The sequence below is a fragment of the Ectothiorhodospiraceae bacterium BW-2 genome, assembly GCA_008375315.1.
GTDB lineage: Bacteria > Pseudomonadota > Gammaproteobacteria > Thiohalomonadales > Thiohalomonadaceae > BW-2.
Map to the genome: position 1 here is coordinate 3,883,760 of CP032507.1, position 19,937 is coordinate 3,903,696.

The following is a 19,937-nucleotide window of genomic DNA, read 5'->3' on the forward strand; positions in this document are numbered from 1 at the left end:
CTGTCAGTTACATTGAGCTATATTTTTTACGCAAACGGTGTCTGACAATTTCAGCCAGCGTATTAAAGAAGAAGGTAAAGATGAGCAGTACCAGTGCAGTGAGAAACAGAATCCGGTAGTGGGTTGAGTCCACCTCCGACTCCGGCATCTCTACGGCAATGTTAGCTGCTAGGGTTCTCATCCCTTCAAAGATATTAAAATCCATAATCGGGGTATTACCGGTAGCCATTAGCACGATCATCGTCTCCCCCACGGCACGACCGAGACCGATCATCACCGCTGAGAAGATACCCGGACTCGCGGTCAAAATGACCACTCTTGAGAGGGTCTGCCATGGTGTCGCCCCCAAGGCTAGCGAGCCGAAGGTGAGGTGCTTTGGTACACTAAATACCGCATCCTCGGTAATCGAGAAGATGGTTGGAATAACCGCGAACCCCATCGCTAGGCCGATAATAATTGAGTTTCGTTGGTCAAAATCGACCCCAATCTCCCCTAGCCAACCACGCATGTCACCGCCGAAGAAGAGGCTCTCTAATAGCGGGCTAATCGCCAGACTCAACCAGATGGCAATAAAGACTACCGGCACCAGCATCGCCGCCTCCCAGCCATCGGGCACGCGGCTCTTTATATCTTTAGGCAGACGCCACCAACCATAACTAGCAGCAAATATCGACAGCGGGACAATGAGCAGCATGGCGAACATACCGGGCAGATTGACCTCTATTGACGGCGCTAGCCACAAACCGGCTAGAAAACCGATAATAACCGTAGGCAGCGCCTCCATAATCTCAATCGTCGGCTTAACCATCTGCCGCATCTTGGGAGTCATAAAGTAGGCGGTATAGATAGCCCCCAAAATCGCCAGCGGCACCGCCACCAGCATCGCATAGAAGGCCGCCTTCAAAGTACCAAAAGCGAGCGGAACCAAGCTATATTTAGGCTCAAAATCGTTATTAGCGGCAGAGGATTGCCAGATAAACTCCTCTTGTGGGTAACCTTCGTAGTGGACAGAACTCCAGAGGGAGTTCACCGACACTTCAGGGTGCTCGTTGTGCACCTCATAGAAGTGGAACTGGTTCCCACTATCGAGCGCTAAAAAGCTATCGGAACGGGGTGAGCTGGCCAGCGCTACAATCGGATCATCGCTTACCGGCACCTTCAACAGCTCCCGCTCGGCAGTGGTGTGGTAGATGGTGACATTGCCTAAACTGTCCCCCGTCAACACCCCTTTACGGCGCAGTTCGGTAGCAATGGTGGTCACTTCGCCGCCGGTGCTGCTAGCCTCACCTAAATCGCGAATCCGTTTCAGGGTCAATGCGCCCTGCTCATCGCGCACATTAAACCATTGGGATAGAACGCCGGTCGCATCACCGAAGAGTAACGATACTCCGCCAATCAGAAATTTAATGCTGTTAATCTCGCCACTCTCAAGCAGCCGTCTCTCCTCTATTTTAGAAATAGCTTCGACATTGGTGACTAGAAACTGCTGATAGTTACCCTCTCTATCAGCTAAAAAGAGGTGGCGCTGCTCCGGATCGAGCATAATAAACTCTGGCGTAAGCTCCGTATCGATCACGCTGCTGCTGCGGGTGAGCGTCACATCATCCTCATCTAGGAAGGAGACCTCCTTCTGAATTTGAATCAGCTCAATACCGCGACTGCCGCTTAGGGCTGCCAAAGTCAGCTTCTCATCACTATTGCGCATCGCTAGCCGACGGAGAGTTGAATCGCTCACCTGTAGCGGCTTCTCACCGTAAGGAAACTCCACTAACGGCTTAACCACTCGGCGATCTGGATAGGTCACCCTAAAACCGGCCCGAACGACCAGCGCCGACCCATCGTCATACCCCAGCGCCAGCACCCCATCTTCGTAATTATCGACCGCAAGGGTGGTCATGTTGCCGTAGGAGGAGAAGTCGTAGCGCTTAATCTCTACCCCAGTGCGCACATCGAAATAGATAATTTCGGCGCGGTTATTAGCGACAATGGCGTATTCACTCTGCTCATCGACCAGCATGAATTCGACCTGACCGCTATTCTCTAGCGCATAGGTGGCTACTTTGGTGCTATCGGGGCTCTCGAACATCGGCAACACCACCCAAGCGAGGTAGAAGAAGATGGTCACAATCGCCGCGATCACCCCAACCCCCCCCAGCGTAATTCCGAGCCGGGCGAGTTTATCCTTTTGCGTCCGCCACTTTTGACGGGAGTCTGCTACAAGCTGAATCATAGTGCCTCATTTAGAATCGGGTTAATTAACTGCGGCGAGAATAAAGGGCAGGCGTTAATAGTTAATGATGAAAATATTAAGTTTTAGTGACAGCAGCAGCGAGCCAGCCGATTTTATCAAACGGCCACTATCGATCCTGTTATCACCTTCCGTTATACTGCACTTTGCCTTCGGTTCAAGGATAGTTCTATGTCAAATCTCGTTAAAATACTCCTGCTCGCAAGCTGCTACCTCACGACAGCAACGGCAACGGATATCAAATTTAGCTGTACCTCGGCAGGGTGTGAGCCCTTTTTTGACGCCTCAATCGCGTGGGCTACGGCGCATGGTCACACCTTAGTGCCGTATCAGTCCGGACGACTAGCCGATAACCTACTCGGACTCTACCGTCAGGTGTTAAGTACCCGAAGTGATGAGTTCGACATTATGCTGATAGATACCGTCTGGCCGGGAGCATTAGAGAGCCATCTCATTGATTTTAAAAAAATTATCCCCCAATCCCAACTCGATAGCCACTTCAAACCCATTATCGATAACTTAACCACAGCAGACGGCCGTCTCATCGCCATGCCGCTCTTCACCGACGCCGGAGTGCTCTACTACCGCAAAGATCTGCTGCAAAAATATGGCTTTGCCCCCCCAAAGACTTGGGGGGAGCTAAAAGATATCGCCCTAGCGATTATGGCTAAAGAGAATAATCCCGATCTAATGGGGTATGTGTGGCAAGGCAAAGGGTATGAGGGGTTAACCTGTAATGCGCTAGAGTGGATCGACTCCCATCATGGCGGCACCTTCATCGATGCTAGCGGTAACATTACCGTTAACAATCGCGCCACTGAGACAGCACTAGCGATGGCACGAGACTGGATCGGCACCCTCACGCCGGTGGAGGTGCTCAACAGCTGATACAGCAGCAGACACTCACCAAAATCGAGACTCAAAAGATGCAGATAGCGCAGCAACTTGTCGAGGCTAAAGAGCAGCTAGAGCAGCGGCTACAGCAGCGGTTAGCGATTATGGTTGAGACGGTCAAGGCCCCCCTACTTAACCATATTAGCGCCATCAATCTACCCGACAGCCCGATAGCAAAGCAGCAGTTTGTCGGGCAGTTTAGAGACTGTATTGAGAACTATAAGGCCCTCCTCCTACAACACCACTGCCTTAAAGCCGTCTCGCACCAATTTGCTACCGATTCGGTCGCACTTATTAACCGAGTGATGATTAAAACGGTTATTGAACTGCTGCTATCGAGTGACGAGTTAGTCGCGGTAGAGATACACGACTGGAATAAGGCACTATTTGAAAGCTTTACGATAACTCCAGAGGGTACGCTACAGCCACTACAGCACCCCTTTATCCCCCCCGATGAGACTCAAGAGTTGAGTCGCGAAATCATTGATGGAGAGTATCTAGGTAGCGTCCACCTCTTCTATCAGACCAAAACACTAAAAGAGATAGAGCGCCAAGGCGAGCAGAGCATTGCCGATTTTATTGACCAAAGTGAGCGACTCTTTGCTGAAACTCGACAACGGATGCTCCGCTCTCGTCTGCTTGAGGTGGTGATCTTCTTTATCGTCACCGTTGCGGCGATGTTTACCATTAGCCTGCTAACGATAGTTCGCCCCTTTAAAGCGGCTCACCGACCATGCCGCCAAGTTAGCTAAAGGGGAGTTTGTACTGACCACGGTGTCGGCCAAAGGGAACGATGAAATTGCTCTGCTAGCTCGTACATTTAACACCATGAGCAGCAATTTACAGCTCTCCTACGAGGCATTAAAGGCGACCAATAACTATTTAGAAGAGAAGGTACGCGAGCGCACTGAAGAGCTAGAGCAGAAGAACCGCCAACTACAGCAGCTATCGATCACAGATCGTCTCACACAGTGCTATAACCGCGTTAAAATGGAGGAGCTACTAGCGCAGCAGCTCCATCTAGCCCAGCGCTACCAGACCCCCTTTTCACTCTTTATCGCCGATGCCGATCACTTTAAACAGGTCAACGACCACCATGGCCATCAGATGGGAGACAAAGTACTCATCGAGCTAGCTAACCGCCTAAAAGAGGCCATCAGAGAGAGTGACGCTATCGACCGTTGGAGGGGAGAGGAATTTCTCATTTTATGCCCTAACACCGCAGCAGAAGCGGCACAACAACTAGCACAACGGCTCTGTCAAACGGTTGCAGCAACGGCGTTTAGCTGTTTTAACCGGCGGATGACAGTAAGTATCGGCGTCTCAGCTCACCAAAGCAGTGATAACTCCATCGATTCACTCCTTGAACGAGCAGATATAGCCCTCTACAGCGCGAAGGCAGAGGGGCGAAATCGGGCCGTTCTCTATCGGCCAAAAGCGGCAGCGAGTTAACCGTCTTCACTAAAAATTAACCCTTGATTCATTAATTAGTCACAATTTAGCGTCAAGATCACCGCTGTTTTCACAACTCTGACTAAAGGAGAACTTTATGCGTTGGCAATCTATTTTGACTGCTACCTCACTCGTGGCATCTTCGATGCTAATCCCTCTTTCCGGCCATGCCATTGAACTCGATGCCGGACTTCCCGACTATCAGCGCACCGGGGGTGTCTCTGGTAACCTCTCTAGTATCGGTTCAGATACCCTAGCTAACCTCATGACACTGTGGGCAGAGGAGTTTAAGCGCCAATACCCGAATGTTAACATTCAAATTCAGGCAGCTGGCTCCTCCACAGCCCCTCCGGCACTGACCGAAGGGACTTCAAATCTTGGTCCAATGAGCCGCAAGATGAAGGATAATGAGATTGAGGCCTTTGAGCGCAAACATGGCTACAAACCGACCGCAGTCCCGGTCGCTATTGATGCGCTAGCGGTCTATGTCCACAAAGATAACCCGGTTAAGGGGTTAAGTATCCCTCAGGTCGATGCTATCTTCTCCGCTAACCGCAAGTGTGGTGGGGCTAAGGATATCACCAAATGGAGCGATGTCGGTATCGGCGGTGCTCTAGGGGGACAGATTATTCAGCTCTACGGTCGTAACTCAGTCTCGGGGACTTATGGTTACTTTAAAAGTGTCGGACTCTGTAAGGGCGACTTTAAAAATAGCGTTAACGAGCAGCCAGGATCGGCGTCAGTGGTGCAGTCGGTCTCTAGCTCAATTAACGGTGTCGGCTACTCCGGTATCGGTTACAAAACCTCCGGTGTCCGTGCTGTGCCTCTAGCTAAAAAAGAGGGGGGTGCCTTTGTTAGCGCTGAACCAGAAAACGCCATCTCTGGTGAGTATCCTTTAAGCCGTTTCCTCTATGTCTATGCCAACAAGCATCCTAGCAAGCCGATGGGGCCACTAGAGCGCGAATTTTTTAAGATGGTGCTCTCTAAGATCGGTCAAATGGTCGTCCTCAAGGATGGTTATATCCCACTACCTGCCACTGTTGTTAATAAGCAACTTGAGAAGCTAACCAACTAGACGGCGACGCTCTCATCTCCCTTGCCTCACGAGGGAGAGCTAGAGACCGGCGGTATAGTTCACCACTTTAGACTAGCCGCCGACTCTTTTATCTCCTCCCCTCCCCCTCCCCTACGCAAACCCAAAAGTGATCTATATCAAGATAAGCTGAGTTAATAAAAAAGCGGCTTGATTAAGCGTCTCCCAACCTATATAAGTATATTATTATTTTCTTATACATATAAGTATAAGATTAACTTTCAATTAGTTAGGAGATATTTTTTATGAATACTATGCCCGCAATTGTCTTAGCTGCCCTAATGAGCGATGCTAACCTAGCAGAGGTTGATGTGGCTGTGATTAGCTGCCCTAGTCTGGAGCAGGCCGCTTGCGCCCTACCGGATGGCAAGGTTTACTCCTATCAACGCTGGACCGAAACCATGGCTCGCTCTCCGGTAGAGGTGCTGCATGTCAGCCATAACCAAGGCGGCCTAGATCAGATTTGGTATATTAAACGCCCTGCGCTAACTGCGGCGGTCACACTAGATCAGACAGAGGAGTAGATCGTAACCGCCGGACAGTCAGTGCGGCACGCTGTTCGATTAGGGGATCTTGTTCATCGTTCCGTCACCCTTGCAGTTTCTATTATGCCCCTCTTTTTAAACGACCCTTTTTTCCGGTAATCCACGGCTCATGAGGCATGATTCCCTCGCCCTCTCTCTGAGATGAACAAGGCCGATTAGGGTAACGATGCGCACAATCTTAGCTGATCGGCAAAAGGGGGCAGTACCCGCTATTGACGGGCGATAGCGGATAAACTCTCTGCCTAAGCGAGAGTTAAGCGCCGATAGATATCAGAGATCTTATACGGTAGCTGCTCGACACGACTCACCACCGTATAGGCGGCTGGCCCATAGAGGTGGGGCAGATAGTCCCGCGCATCTTGATCGATAGTAATGCAGTAGGGGTGAATACCGTTGCGCCGCGCCTCAATTAGCGCTCGGCGGGTATCTTCAATACCATACTCACCGCGATAGTCGTTATAGTCATCGGGTTTACCATCGGAGAGGGTAATTAAAAGGCGCGTTTTCGCTTCAACCTCAAGTAGCTGCTGCGTTAAATGGCGGATTGCAAAGCCCATACGGGTATAGTCCTGCGGGCGAATGGCGCTAATTCGCCCCTCTATCTCACGGCTAAAGGGCTCCTCAAACCGTTTAATCGTATAGATTTCACACCGCAGGCGAGTCATACCGGAGAAGCCGTAGATAGCGTAGCGATCATTGAGGCTCTCTAACGCTTCACACAGCAGCAGCAGCGATTCGCGTTCGGCATCGTTAATCCACCCCTTAGTCGAACCGCTCATATCGACCATAAAGACCACCGCAATATTGCGATCTGCCCGGTGCATACGGGTAAAGAGCCGATCGCTCATCTCCTCCCCCCGCGCTCGATCAGCTAGCGCCTCGACTAAGGCCTCAAAATCGATACCATCGCCACTCTCCTGCTTGCGTAAAACTCTATCTTCATCACGCATTGCCTCAAAAGTTTTACGCAAATGTTTCATTAATGGCGAGTATTTTTGCCGAGTTAAATAGATAAACTCATCGTCAACCGGAGTCACCTCCTTCTCCCGCACCGCGCACCAGTTTTTACGATAGTGCTGCCGACCGTGATCCCACTCATCGTAGAGAGAGGCCCCCTCCAGATGGTAGGTACCGTGCCAAACCGCGTCGCTATCGGCTTCGCTATCGGGAAAGAGCCACTTCGGATCGTAATCCCCCGCCCCAGCCGGTTGAAGGTAGTCGGGAGGGAGTTCACCAAAATCTTGAACAATCGATCGCAGTAGCTGCCGCTGCCTCTGTGGCAGTTTAATCACGCTGCCATCGAAGGTAATCTCGATCTCAAAGCCATCAGGATGCTCCGACTGCTCCTCTATCTTCTGTTCGATCGCGGGTAGCTCAATCGTCTCAGGACGCAGCTCCTTAACTAGCTCATCCATACCGACCTTAAACCGCGCCTTCTCCTTCGGCTGTCGCTCTAGCTGCACCCGTAGCACCGCATCGAGATGGAGCTGCGGCTGATAGCAGCAGGGGGCGAGGGGTTCGAGCCGGTGTAGCTGCTGTTCGACTAACGAGATGACCGACTCGACCTCTCGCGCCTGTAGTAGCTGCTGGCGTAACTGCCGCCACTCGGCACTGAGTTGACTAACATCGTCACTTAGGCTCTGCATGGAGCGGTAGAGCCCCGGTAGCTCTCTAGCGATGTAACCCTCCAGACGCCAGCGATCTAGCGCCGCAAAGAGCTGTAGATAGCGCTCAGGGTAGCCAGAGGCCTCGGCATAGCGCTGCAATGGATAGCGAAAAGTCCCAAAACGGGCCTGCGCCCACTGATAGACCATGAGCGCTTTATAGAGCAGAAAGTTCTCCTCTGGGGTATCGCGCTCGGCCACCATCGCCGGCAGATAGATCACCTCGGTATCGGTATAGCTAAACGGCTCCTCTGAGCGTTTAATATCGAGTTCCCGTCCAGAGAGACCGTGTAGAACATGGCGCAGCACCCGCTCGTGCCGATCGAGCGGGGCACCGAAACTGCGCTCTCGTTGACTTTGAAAAAAGATCTCAATATCGCGAATTTGCGCCATCGCCGGATGGAGACCCGACACATCATAGGTATCCATCACATGCAGCGCCCACGACTCAATGAGCTCGCGATCGATACCCCTCCCCTCGCCCTCAGTGTGGGTTAGGGCGTTCAGAATCAGCTCATACCCTATCTGAATGTGGGTTGAGGTGATCCGCCCTAGCCAGTTGAGAATAAACTCCTGCTCACTACGATTCAGCTTAACAATACGATCTGCCAACACCTGGCTATGGAGGAAGGTAAACTCGACCTCCAGCAGCTCATCAAGGTGGCTAACCAGCGCTTGGTAACCTAACGGCGACTTTTGCATCGGTTATAGACGGTAGTTCGGTGCCTCTTTGGTAATCTGCACATCGTGCACATGACTCTCGGTCATACCGGCGTTAGTCACCCGTACAAATTCGGGCATCGTGCGCATCTCATCAATAGAGGCGCAACCGGTATAACCCATACTCGAACGCAACCCCCCCATCAATTGGTGAATCAGCGGCTGCAGCGACCCTTTGTAGGGGACGCGCCCCTCAATCCCTTCGGGCACCAGCTTATCGGCCTTACTCCCCTCCTGAAAGTAGCGATCTGAGGAGCCCTGCTGCGACGACATCGCCCCGAGTGACCCCATACCACGATACGCCTTATAGGAGCGCCCTTGGTAGAGCTCCACCTCACCCGGTGCCTCCTCCGTACCGGCAAACATACTCCCCATCATCACCGAATCGGCACCGGCAACGATCGCCTTAGCAATATCTCCCGAGTAGCGAATACCGCCATCGGCAATGACCGGAATATCGCTTCCAGCTAGCGCGATGACAGCGTTATCGATAGCCGTAATCTGCGGCACACCAACACCGGCGACGATACGAGTCGTACAGATAGATCCCGGACCGATACCGACCTTCACCGCATCGGCCCCCGCCTCTTTGAGCGCCAGCGCCGCCGCCCCGGTGGCAATATTCCCCCCGATCACCTGCAACTCAGGGTAGTGCTGTTTAATCCAGCGAACCCTCTCCAACACCCCACGAGAGTGGCCATGAGCCGTATCGACCACCACCACATCGACACCCGCAGCCACTAACGCCGCTACCCGTTCGTCAGTCCCCTCCCCGACCCCGAGCGCAGCACCGACTCGCAGCCGCCCAGAGCTATCTTTACAAGCAAACGGCTTATCGGTCGCCTTCTGAATATCCTTAACAGTAATCAGGCCGCACAGATGGAACTGATGATCGACCACCAAGATCTTTTCGATGCGGTACTCATGCAATTTGTGCAGGATCTCCTCCCGCTCAGCCCCCTCAAGCACCGTAATCAACTTCTCTTTTGCCGTCATAATCGTCGAAACGGGGGCATCGAAGCGGGTCTCAAAACGGAGATCGCGGTTAGTTACAATCCCCACCAAATCGCTACCATCGACCACCGGCACCCCCGATATCCCGACCCGCTGAGTGAGCTCAATCACTTCACGAATTGAGGCACGGGGCGAGACGGTAATCGGATCCTGAATAATACCACTCTCAAACTTCTTAACTCGGCGCACCTCTTCAGCCTGCCGCTCAATGGTCATATTTTTGTGCACAATACCGATGCCGCCCTCCTGTGCCATAGTGATGGCTAATCGCGACTCAGTCACCGTATCCATCGCTGCCGAGACTAGCGGGATGTTGAGCTCAATCTCCCGCGTTAAACGAGTTTTTAACGAAACATCCTTCGGCAAGAGATTTGATTCGGCCGGAATTAACAGCACATCATCAAAAGTCAGGGCTTCCTGGGCTATACGCATAGATTTATCGCCTTCAATTGGTTGGGGGTTTGAAAACTCTGTTGTCACTTTAACCATTATAGGGTTTGACGCCCCAGTGGTAAACTGGCTAAGCTATAATCGGTTTCAACCAAATATAGCGCTTCCAACATAGGGTTTGACCCGCCGGAAGCTCAACTAGCCATCATTGACCGCCAAAATCGAGGAGATAGAGACTTATGTTAAAACAGACCATTGCCGCTACCGCACTAGGGCTACTCGTTGCCTGTTCCATCACACCAGAGCAGAAAGCCAGCCTTTACATTAAGGACGCTCAAAGCGATCTGGAAATTGCAAAATCAAAGGGTTACTCAGGAAGTGACGCCTCTAATTCGCTCCAACAAGCCCAAGCGCAACTGGCTAAAGGCCAATATGGCCCCGCCATCACACTGGCTAAACAGTCGCAGTTTCAGTCGGCCGAAGCGATTATGCACGCCGACGCGATGGAGATGATTCAAGCGGCAAAAGCGATGCTAAAACAGGCCGGCAATCACGCCTGGCGCGATACCGGCAAGATGATTCAGCAGGCACAGGAGCTGTTCGACCAAAAACGCTACGCCGACTCCCTAGTCATCTCTCAACAAGCCAAACGGCAGTCGGAGCTAGCGCTGGCGCAGTATGCCCAGTATAAGGGGGCCGCGGACAGATTCTAAGCCTAACGCACCAAGAGTCGGGTCAGGGCTGGCGCTGCTCCAGCCCTCCCCCCTCCCCTAGGTAATCGCTCAAACATGGCCAACTTTAAAACCCATATCGTCACCGCAACGGTCGCCTCCGGCATCGCCTCAACCGCCCTCTATGTCATGGATCTACTTACCAGTGTTGAATCGGTAGTGATGCTAGGTGCGGGCATTATTGGCGGCGCTCTGCCCGATATCGACTCAGATCACTCCACCCCGCTAAAGATCGCCTTCACCCTACTCTCGATTATTATTTCATTCATTGTTATGTTCTCCCAGCCGTTTGGCGATACAGTCGTTGAGTTAATCGCGCTCTGGATTGCTACTTTTATGGTGATGCGCTTTGTAGTACTACGACTATTTCAATCGATAACTGTCCATCGGGGTATTATCCACTCACTACCGGTCGCCGCCATCGCCGGCCTGCTATCGGTGCACTTTATCTACCACTACTCTGATCAGAGCGCCTACCTCGCCTGGATGTTCGGCAGCTTTATCACCTTCGGTTTTCTTGTCCACCTACTATTAGACGAGTTCTATAGCGTCAACCTACTCGGCATTGAGGTCAAAAAGTCATTAGGAACCGCCTTTAAATTGTACGATAGCAGCCAAATCGGCCTATCGCTACTGATGTACCTAATCGCAGCGGCGCTCTTTTGGAGTGCCCCCTCCCCGCTCCAATTTGCCACTATGATCTTTAACGCCCACAACTGGGATCACTTTCTGACGATGCTCTACCCGACACAGGGGTGGTTTACTCGCTAACCCCCTCCCCACGCAAAGCGGCAAGATGCGCCAACATCGGCCCACTGATATGGGCGATTTTTTGACGCATCACCGAACCGATAGAGTCATTGACACTAAAGACCGGCAACACCACCGTCTCATCAAAATGGGCCAAAAAGAGTAGCGCCTCCAAAGCTAGCCGCTCCTCCTCATCGAGTCGCTCCTGTAGCTGCCGCCACTGACTATCCTCAACGCCCTTCACCACCGCCTCAATCTCCTCAATCGTTCGTAGCGGCTCATGGTGGTAGCGAAGAGGAGCAAAATAGCGGCCAATGGCACTAAAGAGCGCCGACACCACCTCCTGATCCGCTGGCCGTCTCATCGCTTCGGTCACCATACGGCAGAAGGTCTGCCCCGCTGCCGAATAGAGGTGGAGGAGCTGCGTGGCATAGCGATTCTGCTGCGCGATGAGTGGTGCTAACGACTGCTGTAGCGCTGCCCACTTCGGATGGGGCGGATCCTGTTCGGGAAGATTATCGGGCTCAGAGAGCAGAAAGCCGACCCGATAGGTGCTTTTACTCTTGCCACGCTGCCACAGCGCCAGACGCTGCTGTGCATTAATTAACCCCGGCTGCAGCACCAGCCGCACAGTATCGAGCATATCGCGATGTTCGGTCTCAAACGGCAGATGCTCAACCAGATGCTCGGCCAATACCTTCCCCATCGTCCCCTCGACCACCGCCCGCCGCTCCAACATCCGTCTAGCGTGTTCCGACCAAGGGGCGATCCACCACGCCTTTCGGGCCAACTCATCGGTTAACCCGGGCGCACAGACGACAGCCATCACCGCCTCCATCTCGCCGATGCGTAGCAACCTATCTAACTGATCGTTATCGATCTGCCCCATACGAGTCCAGCGGCGCAAAAAGACCGGATACCCCCCCGGCGAATCGAGTACCACCGAGGCGAGTAGCTCCCGCACCGCCGTTAGATACCTATCCGCTCGCAGCGTGGGGTTAAGATCGACCCTCATCTCTTGCTCCCCCATGAGACCATACACCGCCATCGCGTTCTCATCAATGCGCACCGCCTCCGCCTGCGTCAATAACACATTAAGGCGCAAATTATCTTCCGGACTTAGACTCAAACCACTCACTCCCATTCAAAGTTGACGCTGGCGCCAGCTTTGCAACCGCTCTAGCGCCAGCTCAATACGCTCAATCGAGGTCGTATAGGCAAATCGCAGATGATCAGCGGCGCGATAGTCGCCAAAATCGCCCCCCGGCGTCACCGCCACCCCCGCCTCGTAGAGTAGCCGTCGCGAGAGCCCCATGCTATCGTCAGACCAGCGACTCGAATCGACATAGAGATAGAAGGCCCCCTCTGGCAGCCGCGCCGGCGGCAATCCTAACTCACACAACCCTTCGGCCAATCGATCACGACGCTGCAAAAAGTGGTGCCGTCGCTGCTCGACTATCTCGATAGTCTCCGGCGCAAAGGCGGCCAGTGCCGCCTGCTGCGACAGCGTTGTCGGGGCAATATAGAGATTTTGAGCCAACTTGGCCACCTCCTCTACCGCCCCCGCTGGCAGCAGTAGCCACCCTAAGCGCCAGCCGGTCATACAGAAATATTTGGAGAAGCTATTAATCACAAACCGATTGCCCCCCAGCGCTGCCGCGCTCGGCAACGGCGTCTCACCATAGCTTAGAGCGTGATAGATCTCATCGACCAATAACACCCCCTCCCGCTCTGATACCTCAGCGGCTAGCTGTTGCAGTGCCGGTTGAGATAGCACCGTACCGGAGGGGTTGGAGGGCGAGGCAAGCATCACCGCCCGACTATGATCGCGCCAATGTTCGGCCACCGCAGCGGCGCTTAACTGATAGTTATCATCAGCACTGACCGCCACCGGCTGTGGTTCGGCACCGACAAAGGTGACAATGTGGCGATTACAGGGGTAGCCCGGATCGCTTAACAGCACCCCCTCCCCCCGATTAACCGCGACACCGAGGGAGAGGAGCAGCGCCGCCGAGGCACCACTGGTGATGACGATATCGTCCCTATCGATACTCAACCGATAGCGCTCACCATAGAACTGCGCGATGGCCTCTCGTAGCGCCGGTAACCCCAGCGCCGAAGTGTAGTGCTGCGACTGCTGCTGCAGAGCCCTCTGCGCAGCTCGAACCACCGGCTCCGGCGTCTCAAAGTCGGGCTCACCAATCTCCATGTGGACAATATCACGCCCCTGCGCCTCTAGTGCCCGCGCCTCATCTAATAGCGCCATCACGCGAAACGGCTCGATGGCTACCATGCGCTCGGCGGCGCTAAACATCAGCTATAACCCATCTTTTGATGCAGTTTTTGAATTAACTCAATATCGACCCACGAGTGACCAAAGCTCTGCCCCTGCCGCAGGGTGAACGGGGCATCGGGCTCGCCAAAATCGGAGACCACTAGCGCCGCACCGTTAAACTCGTCACTAGCAGTGTAACCATTGGTGGTAATCAGCACCGGCAGTTCGGCATTGAGTGCCGACTGGAGCCCGTTCCAAGAGTCCTCAAAAGCGAAACACTCCTCAGGTCGCAGCCCCATTTCGGCCATCGCAAACTGATAGACCGCCGGCGAAGGCTTTTTCGCCTCGACAATATCACCGGCCGCAACCACCTCAAACCAGCCCATATAGTCCTTGCCTAAGGTATTGAGCAGCAGCGCATCGACATTCTCTGGCGTGGTAGTCGTTGCAATCGCTAAACGCAACTTCTGCTCCCGCGCCTGCTGTAGCAGCCGTTTAACCCCTGGACGCAGCGGAATGTTGCCCTCGCCTAGCAGCTCGGTGTAGAAGCTGGTTTTACTACGGTGGAGCGAGGCGATAAACTCGCTGCGCTCTCTAGGGGGCGTATAGTCGGGTAGATAGGTCTCCATATAGTGGCTAATACGCTCCTTCCCGCCGGTTATGTTGAGCAGCTCGCCATAGAGCGCCTCCGACCAGTGCCACTGTAGAGCAGCGGCGCGAAAGGCGAGATTAAAAGCGACCCGATGCCCATCTCGTTCAGTATCGGCCAAGGTACCATCAACATCAAAAATAAGTGCTTGTAGCATAGCGACTGTTAACGACTCCTAATAGTTCATGGGGCAGGGCTTAGACATAGCTTTTGCGCATTCTGCGCCCCCCCGGACTCTTCTTCTGGGTAATCACCCCCTTAATCGCCTGAGCGCCACTTAACGGCTCATCGGCAAAGTGGGAATTTAAGGGGTGGAGCCAAAACGCCTCCCCTCGAATATGTAGCTGGCGAAAGATATACTCCCCCTTATGCCAAGCGATAACATAGCTGCCATCGACATAGGGGTGGCTCGGTTCGATCACGATAATATCGCCATCGTTAAACTCCGGCTCCATACTATTGCCCATCACCATGAGCACATAGGGCTCCGCCTTTTCACAACTACCGCTATCAAACAGCGGCTCGGCGCCACTCTCTTCGGCCGGTACCGCGTGGTCATCGAACGCGGCGACATAGTAGGGTTGCCTCATAACACCTTCTCTAACTCAATTTCACTCAACATAGTCCCTAAACAAAGTGGTAAAATGGGGCCATGGTACCAAATTTCACCGCAATAGCCCTATTTTGAACCGGAAATCTCTGCATGAAACACTTCAACGATCTCATTGCCGAATGTCTGACCGAAGTTGACGAACTCTTTCCTTGGGATCTGGAAGAGCGACTTAGCCTAGACAACGCCCCCTTTCTACTCGATGTGCGTGAGCCGGAGGAGTATCGGCAGCTCCACATTCCCGGCTCAATTAACGCCCCTCGGGGGATCCTCGAAACCTGCTGCGAATGGGATTATGAAGAGACCATTCCCGAGCTAGTCGAAGCACGCGACCGAGAGGTAGTCGTCATCTGCCGCTCCGGTAACCGCAGCGTCCTAGCCGCCCACACCCTACAACGAATGGGGTATAAAAAAGTGATCTCTTTAAAAACCGGCATTCGCGGCTGGAACGACTACGAACAGCCCCTAGTCGATCAGACTGAGCAACCGGTCGCTATTGAACAAGCCGATGAGATCCTCCGCTCCCGTATCCGCCCTGAACAGCGTCGCCCCCCCCTTTAACTACCCCTTCGCGGCGCGACGAAACGCCTCAGCCATCGCCCCGGCGGCCGCACTGCCGCTCGGCGTTGGCGCAGTTGGTGCACTGGTCTGACGAGAGCGACCCCGCCCGTTGCTCTTCTCAGTCGGGCGCGGCTCTTGGAGCCGCATAGAGAGCGCGATACGCTTACGAGCCACATCGACCTCCACCACCTTCACTTTGACAATTTCGCCCGCCTTAACCACCTCATGCGGATCTTTCACAAATTTATCGGCTAGCATCGAAATATGGACTAACCCATCCTGATGGACTCCGACATCGACAAAGGCACCAAAGTGGGTCACATTGGTCACCACCCCCTCCAGAATCATCTCCGGTTTCAGATCCGCTAGCGTCTCGATCCCCTCTTTAAAACTAGCGGTGCGAAATTCGGGGCGAGGATCGCGCCCCGGCTTCTCTAGCTCGCCAATAATGTCGCGCACCGTCGGCTCACCAAAGCGATCATCGATAAAATCGTTCGCCGCTAACTGACCTAACAGCTCTTTAGCACCGAGTAACTGCGCGATTGAGCGACCCGTTTTGGCAATAATTCGCTCCACGATAGGATAGGCCTCAGGATGGACAGCCGAGGCATCGAGCGGATTATCCCCCCCAAGGATGCGCAAAAAACCGGCACACTGCTCAAACGCCTTCGGGCCCAGTCGCGGCACCTTAAGGAGCTGTTGTCGGCTACGAAACGGGCCGTTGCCGTCACGGAACTCGACCACATTGGCCGCCAACGCCCCATTGAGCCCCGCGACATGGCTCAACAGCGCCGTTGACGCGGTATTAATATCGACCCCGACCCCATTGACACAATCTTCGACCACCGCCACCAATGCCCGCTGTAGCCGAGTCGAGGCTACATCGTGCTGATACTGCCCCACCCCAATCGACTTAGGATCGATCTTGACTAGTTCGGCAAGCGGATCTTGCAGCCTGCGAGCGATAGAGACCGCCCCTCGCAGCGAGACATCGAGCTTAGGAAACTCATTTGCCGCTAACTCTGAGGCCGAATAGACCGATGCCCCCGCCTCACTCACCACCACCTTAGTTAAGTTAAGCTGCGGATAGCGCTGCAGCAGCTCGGCCACCAGCTTCTCGGTCTCGCGGGAGGCGGTACCATTACCGATACTCACCAGCTCCACCCGATGGCGCTCAGCGAGCCGTTTAAGCTGCGCTAGCGAGCTATCCCACTGCCGTTGCGGGACATGGGGGTAGATAGTCACGGTCTCCAGTAACTTACCCGTACCATCGACCACCGCCACCTTCACTCCGGTACGAAACCCAGGATCGAGCCCCATCGTTGGCCGATGACCGGCTGGGGCCGCTAAGAGCAGATCTTTAAGATTACGGGCAAAGACCTCAATCGCTGCCCCCTCGGCACCTTCACGAAGCTGGCTCATAATATCGGTCTCTAAACGGGTCGCGAGCTTAACCCGCCAGCACCAGCGGATACTCTCCTGTAGCCAGCTATCGGCGGGGCGCTGCTGCGGCTTAAAGCCAACATGGCGAGCCACAACCGCCTCAGCTTTTCCCATCTCACCTAGCGCCAGATCGCGATCCGTGCTCAGTTCAAGGCTAATGGTTAACGCCCCCTCACTCTGCCCACGAAACAGCGCCAACAGTCGGTGGGGGGGGATCTCGGCCACCGCTTGGTGATAATCGGCATAGTCGGCAAACTTCCCCTCCACGACCGACTCATCGATCCCCTTGGCAATAACCACCCCCTCCTGCCATAGTAGCTGGCGCAGCTCAGCGACTAGCGTCGCCTCTTCGGCCCACTGCTCCATTAAGATCTGCCTAGCGCCATCGAGCGCGGCCTTCGCACTCTCCACCCCCTTATCGGCATCAATAAAGGGCACGGCTGCCTGCTCAGGCAGACTCTCTGGCCGCTGCCATAGCTGCTGCGCCAGCGGCTCTAACCCCGCCTCCCGCGCGATGTGCGCTTTAGTTCGCCGCTTCGGTTTATAGGGGAGGTAGAGATCTTCTAGCTCAGTCTTACTTGAGGCCGACTCTAGCGCCTGCTGTAGTGCTGGCGTGAGCTTCTGCTGCGACTCAATCGACTTTAAGATCGTCTGCCGCCGCGCCTCCAGCTCTCGTAGATAACCAAGCCGCTCACTGAGATGGCGTAGCTGGGTATCATCCAGCCCACCGGTAGCCTCTTTACGATAACGGGCGATAAAGGGGACAGTCGCCCCCTCATCGAGCAGCGCTATCGCCGCCGCCACCTGGTTAATATGAACAGCTAACTCGGTTGCTAAGCTCTTTGCAATGGTTGCCAACACGCTCTCCTTATGTTTTAGGCAATAAAATATTAATTAAACGCCAGCGAAGATAGCCCTGGCGCTGCAAAATAAGTTGCAGATGCTGACCACGACTATTCACCGCATCAATGGTAAACTGCTCTAGCGAGTTAAAACCGAAGGTTATCTGATCAAACAGCGGTGGCTGCGTCGCCTCCCCACTCGCTGACGGCTCCCCCCCCGAACTATCGGGAGCCGATAGCGGCTCCACCCCCTGAATGGCACTGGCTAACCCCTCGGGGGTGACATAGGCATCAATAACCCCATCGGCTAACCGTCCCGCCAGAGCCGCCCCCAATAGAGCCAGTGGATGACTCTGAGCCTGACTGCTCTTTAGCTTCTCATCTAGCCGCTGCTTTAGCTGAGCTTTGATATTTTGCCGTAACTGCGGATAGTCGATGACCGGATCAAGCCTCGCCGCATCGCGCTGCTCTAGCCCCTGCTGCAGCTCTTTTGCCGCCAAAAAGGGGCCGGCGACAAAGGTAGCCACCGCCACCAGCGCCACGATTATGACTAAAATGATCACTTTTTTAACCATCACAATTGACTCCATAAGTTTCGCATCAATCAATAACTCAAGCGGCACCCACCAGCGCTCTAACCCTATCGGCCAACTGCGCCGCCAACCGCGCCACTTGATCAGCCTCCTCCCCCTCGACCATCACCCGCAATAGCGGCCAAGTCCCCGATGCACCCACTACAACCCTTCCACCACCCCCCACACCACTCTCCCCCACTCCTCCCCCTCGACCATCACCCGCAATAGCGGCTCAGTCCCCGATGGACGCAATAGCACCCGTCCCCGACCCGCTAGCGCCTCTTCCGCCGCGGCCACCGCCTGCTGTAGTGCGGGGCTCTGCATAATCTCGGCTGCGGCGGTACCTAATTTGACATTGCATAGCTGCTGCGGATACCTCTCTACCCCCGCAAGCGCCTGCGCCAGCGTCAACTGCCGACTCACCAATACCGCTAGCACCTGTAGTGCCGCCACAATACCATCACCGGTAGTGGTTTTAGAGAGATCGATAATATGCCCCGACCCCTCCGCCCCTAAGTGCCACTGCCGCTGCTGTAACAGCTCCAACACATAGCGGTCTCCAACTGCCGCGCGGGCCATGACAACCCCCTGCTGCTGTAGCGCCCTCTCTACCCCTAAATTGGTCATTAGAGTACCGACCACACCCTCAGGCCGCTGTTTACCATGCACCGCCAAAATATAGAGCAGCTCATCGCCATCGATTAGCCGCCCATCACCATCGACAAACAGCACCCTGTCGCCATCGCCATCAAACGCGATCCCCATATCGGCTCGATGGTGTCGCACCGCCTCAATGAGCGCTTGCGGCTCGGTTGAACCGGCATCGACATTGATATTGAGCCCATTAGGCTCGACACCTAACGGAATCACCGTAGCCCCAAGCTCAGTGAAGACACTCGGCGCGATATGGTAGGTCGCCCCATGGGCCGAATCGATGACCAAGGTGAAACCGCGCAGATCGAAGCGATAGGGAAAAGTCCCTTTACAGAACTCGATATAGCGCCCGGGGGCGTCATCGATGCGATAGGCCTTACCCAGCTTTTCCGAGCTCACACAGCGCAGCGGTCGCTTTAGCGCCGCCTCAATCTCCATCTCGACACTATCGGCCAGCTTCATCCCCTCACGCGAAAAAAATTTAATGCCATTATCGTGATAGGGGTTATGCGAGGCGCTAATCACAATGCCCGCATCCGCGCCGAGGGTACGGGTGAGATAGGCGATCGCCGGAGTCGGCATCGGCCCTAGCAGCATCACCGTCACCCCAGCTGCCGCCAACCCCGCCTCCAGCGCCGACTCAAACATATAGCCGGAGATACGGGTATCTTTGCCGATAACGACCTTCCGTTCCCCTTTTTGCGCCATCACCTGCCCGACTGCCCAACCTAAATGGAGGGCAAAATCGGGGGTAATCGGATACTCACCCACCCGCCCCCGAATGCCATCGGTACCAAAATAGTCTCTGCTCATCAACTCCCCCTCCT

The 19,937-nt window shown here is 54.4% G+C and carries 19 protein-coding genes; 8 read left to right on the forward strand and 11 right to left on the reverse strand.

Annotated features, from left to right (window positions below):
• Positions 1 to 7: 7 nt before the first annotated feature.
• Entirely contained in the window at positions 8 to 2,230 is a 2,223-nt protein-coding gene (locus D5085_18130) for an ABC transporter permease subunit (protein ID QEP44881.1), read from the reverse strand.
• A gap of 189 nt (positions 2,231 to 2,419) precedes the next feature.
• Between D5085_18130 and D5085_18135 the strand changes: the two genes are divergently transcribed.
• The 5 genes from D5085_18135 (at position 2,420) to D5085_18155 (ending at position 6,211) form a co-directional block, all read left to right on the forward strand.
• Entirely contained in the window at positions 2,420 to 3,136 is a 717-nt protein-coding gene (locus D5085_18135; protein QEP44882.1) for an extracellular solute-binding protein, read from the forward strand.
• 38 nt (positions 3,137 to 3,174) lie between these two features.
• A complete protein-coding gene (locus tag D5085_18140; protein QEP44883.1) occupies positions 3,175 to 3,894 on the forward strand; it encodes a hypothetical protein in 720 nt (239 codons plus the stop codon).
• Between the two features lie 22 nt (positions 3,895 to 3,916).
• Positions 3,917 to 4,594: a diguanylate cyclase gene (locus D5085_18145; protein QEP44884.1), complete on the forward strand. Its 678-nt coding sequence runs from the start codon at positions 3,917 to 3,919 to the stop codon at positions 4,592 to 4,594.
• Between the two features lie 97 nt (positions 4,595 to 4,691).
• Positions 4,692 to 5,669: a phosphate ABC transporter substrate-binding protein PstS family protein gene (pstS, locus tag D5085_18150; protein QEP44885.1), complete on the forward strand. Its 978-nt coding sequence runs from the start codon at positions 4,692 to 4,694 to the stop codon at positions 5,667 to 5,669.
• A 263-nt stretch (positions 5,670 to 5,932) separates the two neighbouring features.
• Entirely contained in the window at positions 5,933 to 6,211 is a 279-nt protein-coding gene (locus D5085_18155; protein ID QEP44886.1) for a hypothetical protein, read from the forward strand.
• Between the two features lie 263 nt (positions 6,212 to 6,474).
• Here the strand turns inward: D5085_18155 and D5085_18160 are convergent, their stop codons facing one another.
• Both D5085_18160 and guaB read right to left on the reverse strand, forming a co-directional pair.
• The gene (locus tag D5085_18160) at positions 6,475 to 8,598 is read right to left on the reverse strand and encodes a VWA domain-containing protein (protein ID QEP44887.1); all 2,124 of its coding nucleotides are present in this window, start codon (positions 8,596 to 8,598) and stop codon (positions 6,475 to 6,477) included.
• Positions 8,599 to 8,601: 3 nt separating this feature from the next.
• Positions 8,602 to 10,062: an IMP dehydrogenase gene (guaB, locus tag D5085_18165; protein ID QEP44888.1), complete on the reverse strand. Its 1,461-nt coding sequence runs from the start codon at positions 10,060 to 10,062 to the stop codon at positions 8,602 to 8,604.
• Positions 10,063 to 10,259: 197 nt separating this feature from the next.
• Between guaB and D5085_18170 the strand changes: the two genes are divergently transcribed.
• Positions 10,260 to 10,733 carry a hypothetical protein gene (locus D5085_18170; GenBank protein ID QEP44889.1) on the forward strand — a complete coding sequence of 158 codons (474 nt, stop codon included), beginning with the start codon at positions 10,260 to 10,262 and terminating at the stop codon, positions 10,731 to 10,733.
• Between the two features lie 75 nt (positions 10,734 to 10,808).
• Positions 10,809 to 11,522 (forward strand): metal-dependent hydrolase, encoded by a 714-nt coding sequence (locus tag D5085_18175; protein ID QEP44890.1) that lies wholly within the window; start codon positions 10,809 to 10,811, stop codon positions 11,520 to 11,522.
• On the opposite strand, the gene D5085_18180 is transcribed toward D5085_18175, so the two are convergent.
• Genes D5085_18180 through D5085_18195 form a run of 4 tightly spaced genes read right to left on the reverse strand, consistent with a single transcriptional unit; the run spans position 11,512 to position 15,015 of the window.
• Positions 11,512 to 12,645 (reverse strand): hypothetical protein, encoded by a 1,134-nt coding sequence (locus D5085_18180; GenBank protein ID QEP44891.1) that lies wholly within the window; start codon positions 12,643 to 12,645, stop codon positions 11,512 to 11,514. The genes D5085_18175 and D5085_18180 overlap by 11 nt on opposite strands.
• A complete protein-coding gene (locus D5085_18185) occupies positions 12,646 to 13,815 on the reverse strand; it encodes an aminotransferase class I/II-fold pyridoxal phosphate-dependent enzyme (protein ID QEP44892.1) in 1,170 nt (389 codons plus the stop codon).
• Positions 13,815 to 14,582, reverse strand: a complete 768-nt coding sequence (locus tag D5085_18190; GenBank protein QEP44893.1) for an HAD family hydrolase — start codon at positions 14,580 to 14,582, stop codon at positions 13,815 to 13,817. The genes D5085_18185 and D5085_18190 overlap by 1 nt, the downstream gene beginning before the upstream one ends.
• Positions 14,583 to 14,622: 40 nt before the next feature.
• Positions 14,623 to 15,015 carry a S24 family peptidase gene (locus D5085_18195; GenBank protein ID QEP44894.1) on the reverse strand — a complete coding sequence of 131 codons (393 nt, stop codon included), beginning with the start codon at positions 15,013 to 15,015 and terminating at the stop codon, positions 14,623 to 14,625.
• Between the two features lie 113 nt (positions 15,016 to 15,128).
• On the opposite strand from D5085_18195, the gene D5085_18200 reads away from it, so the two are divergent.
• Positions 15,129 to 15,596: a rhodanese-like domain-containing protein gene (locus D5085_18200; protein QEP44895.1), complete on the forward strand. Its 468-nt coding sequence runs from the start codon at positions 15,129 to 15,131 to the stop codon at positions 15,594 to 15,596.
• Here the strand turns inward: D5085_18200 and D5085_18205 are convergent, their stop codons facing one another.
• The 4 genes from D5085_18205 to D5085_18220 are packed head-to-tail and all read right to left on the reverse strand — an operon-like array spanning position 15,597 to position 19,923.
• Positions 15,597 to 17,897, reverse strand: coding sequence for an RNA-binding transcriptional accessory protein (locus D5085_18205; protein ID QEP44896.1), 2,301 nt, complete (start codon positions 17,895 to 17,897; stop codon positions 15,597 to 15,599).
• A gap of 10 nt (positions 17,898 to 17,907) precedes the next feature.
• Positions 17,908 to 18,504 carry a DUF2939 domain-containing protein gene (locus D5085_18210; protein QEP44897.1) on the reverse strand — a complete coding sequence of 199 codons (597 nt, stop codon included), beginning with the start codon at positions 18,502 to 18,504 and terminating at the stop codon, positions 17,908 to 17,910.
• Entirely contained in the window at positions 18,494 to 18,682 is a 189-nt protein-coding gene (locus D5085_18215) for a hypothetical protein (GenBank protein QEP44898.1), read from the reverse strand. The genes D5085_18210 and D5085_18215 overlap by 11 nt, the downstream gene beginning before the upstream one ends.
• Positions 18,616 to 19,923: a phosphoglucosamine mutase gene (locus D5085_18220; protein QEP44899.1), complete on the reverse strand. Its 1,308-nt coding sequence runs from the start codon at positions 19,921 to 19,923 to the stop codon at positions 18,616 to 18,618. Before D5085_18220 ends, D5085_18215 begins: the two co-directional genes overlap by 67 nt.
• Positions 19,924 to 19,937 lie beyond the last annotated feature (14 nt).

What these genes read in the sequence shown, in the direction of transcription:
- D5085_18130 (QEP44881.1), bottom strand. Translation starts at nt 2,230, where the DNA reads ATGATTCAGCTTGTAGCAGACTCCCGTCAAAAGTGGCGGACGCAAAAG.
- D5085_18135 (QEP44882.1), top strand. Translation starts at nt 2,420, where the DNA reads ATGTCAAATCTCGTTAAAATACTCCTGCTCGCAAGCTGCTACCTCACG.
- D5085_18140 (QEP44883.1), top strand. Translation starts at nt 3,175, where the DNA reads ATGCAGATAGCGCAGCAACTTGTCGAGGCTAAAGAGCAGCTAGAGCAG.
- pstS (QEP44885.1), top strand. Translation starts at nt 4,692, where the DNA reads ATGCGTTGGCAATCTATTTTGACTGCTACCTCACTCGTGGCATCTTCG.
- D5085_18155 (QEP44886.1), top strand. Translation starts at nt 5,933, where the DNA reads ATGAATACTATGCCCGCAATTGTCTTAGCTGCCCTAATGAGCGATGCT.
- D5085_18160 (QEP44887.1), bottom strand. Translation starts at nt 8,598, where the DNA reads ATGCAAAAGTCGCCGTTAGGTTACCAAGCGCTGGTTAGCCACCTTGAT.
- guaB (QEP44888.1), bottom strand. Translation starts at nt 10,062, where the DNA reads ATGCGTATAGCCCAGGAAGCCCTGACTTTTGATGATGTGCTGTTAATT.
- D5085_18170 (QEP44889.1), top strand. Translation starts at nt 10,260, where the DNA reads ATGTTAAAACAGACCATTGCCGCTACCGCACTAGGGCTACTCGTTGCC.
- D5085_18175 (QEP44890.1), top strand. Translation starts at nt 10,809, where the DNA reads ATGGCCAACTTTAAAACCCATATCGTCACCGCAACGGTCGCCTCCGGC.
- D5085_18180 (QEP44891.1), bottom strand. Translation starts at nt 12,645, where the DNA reads ATGGGAGTGAGTGGTTTGAGTCTAAGTCCGGAAGATAATTTGCGCCTT.
- D5085_18185 (QEP44892.1), bottom strand. Translation starts at nt 13,815, where the DNA reads ATGTTTAGCGCCGCCGAGCGCATGGTAGCCATCGAGCCGTTTCGCGTG.
- D5085_18190 (QEP44893.1), bottom strand. Translation starts at nt 14,582, where the DNA reads ATGCTACAAGCACTTATTTTTGATGTTGATGGTACCTTGGCCGATACT.
- D5085_18195 (QEP44894.1), bottom strand. Translation starts at nt 15,015, where the DNA reads ATGAGGCAACCCTACTATGTCGCCGCGTTCGATGACCACGCGGTACCG.
- D5085_18200 (QEP44895.1), top strand. Translation starts at nt 15,129, where the DNA reads ATGAAACACTTCAACGATCTCATTGCCGAATGTCTGACCGAAGTTGAC.
- D5085_18220 (QEP44899.1), bottom strand. Translation starts at nt 19,923, where the DNA reads ATGAGCAGAGACTATTTTGGTACCGATGGCATTCGGGGGCGGGTGGGT.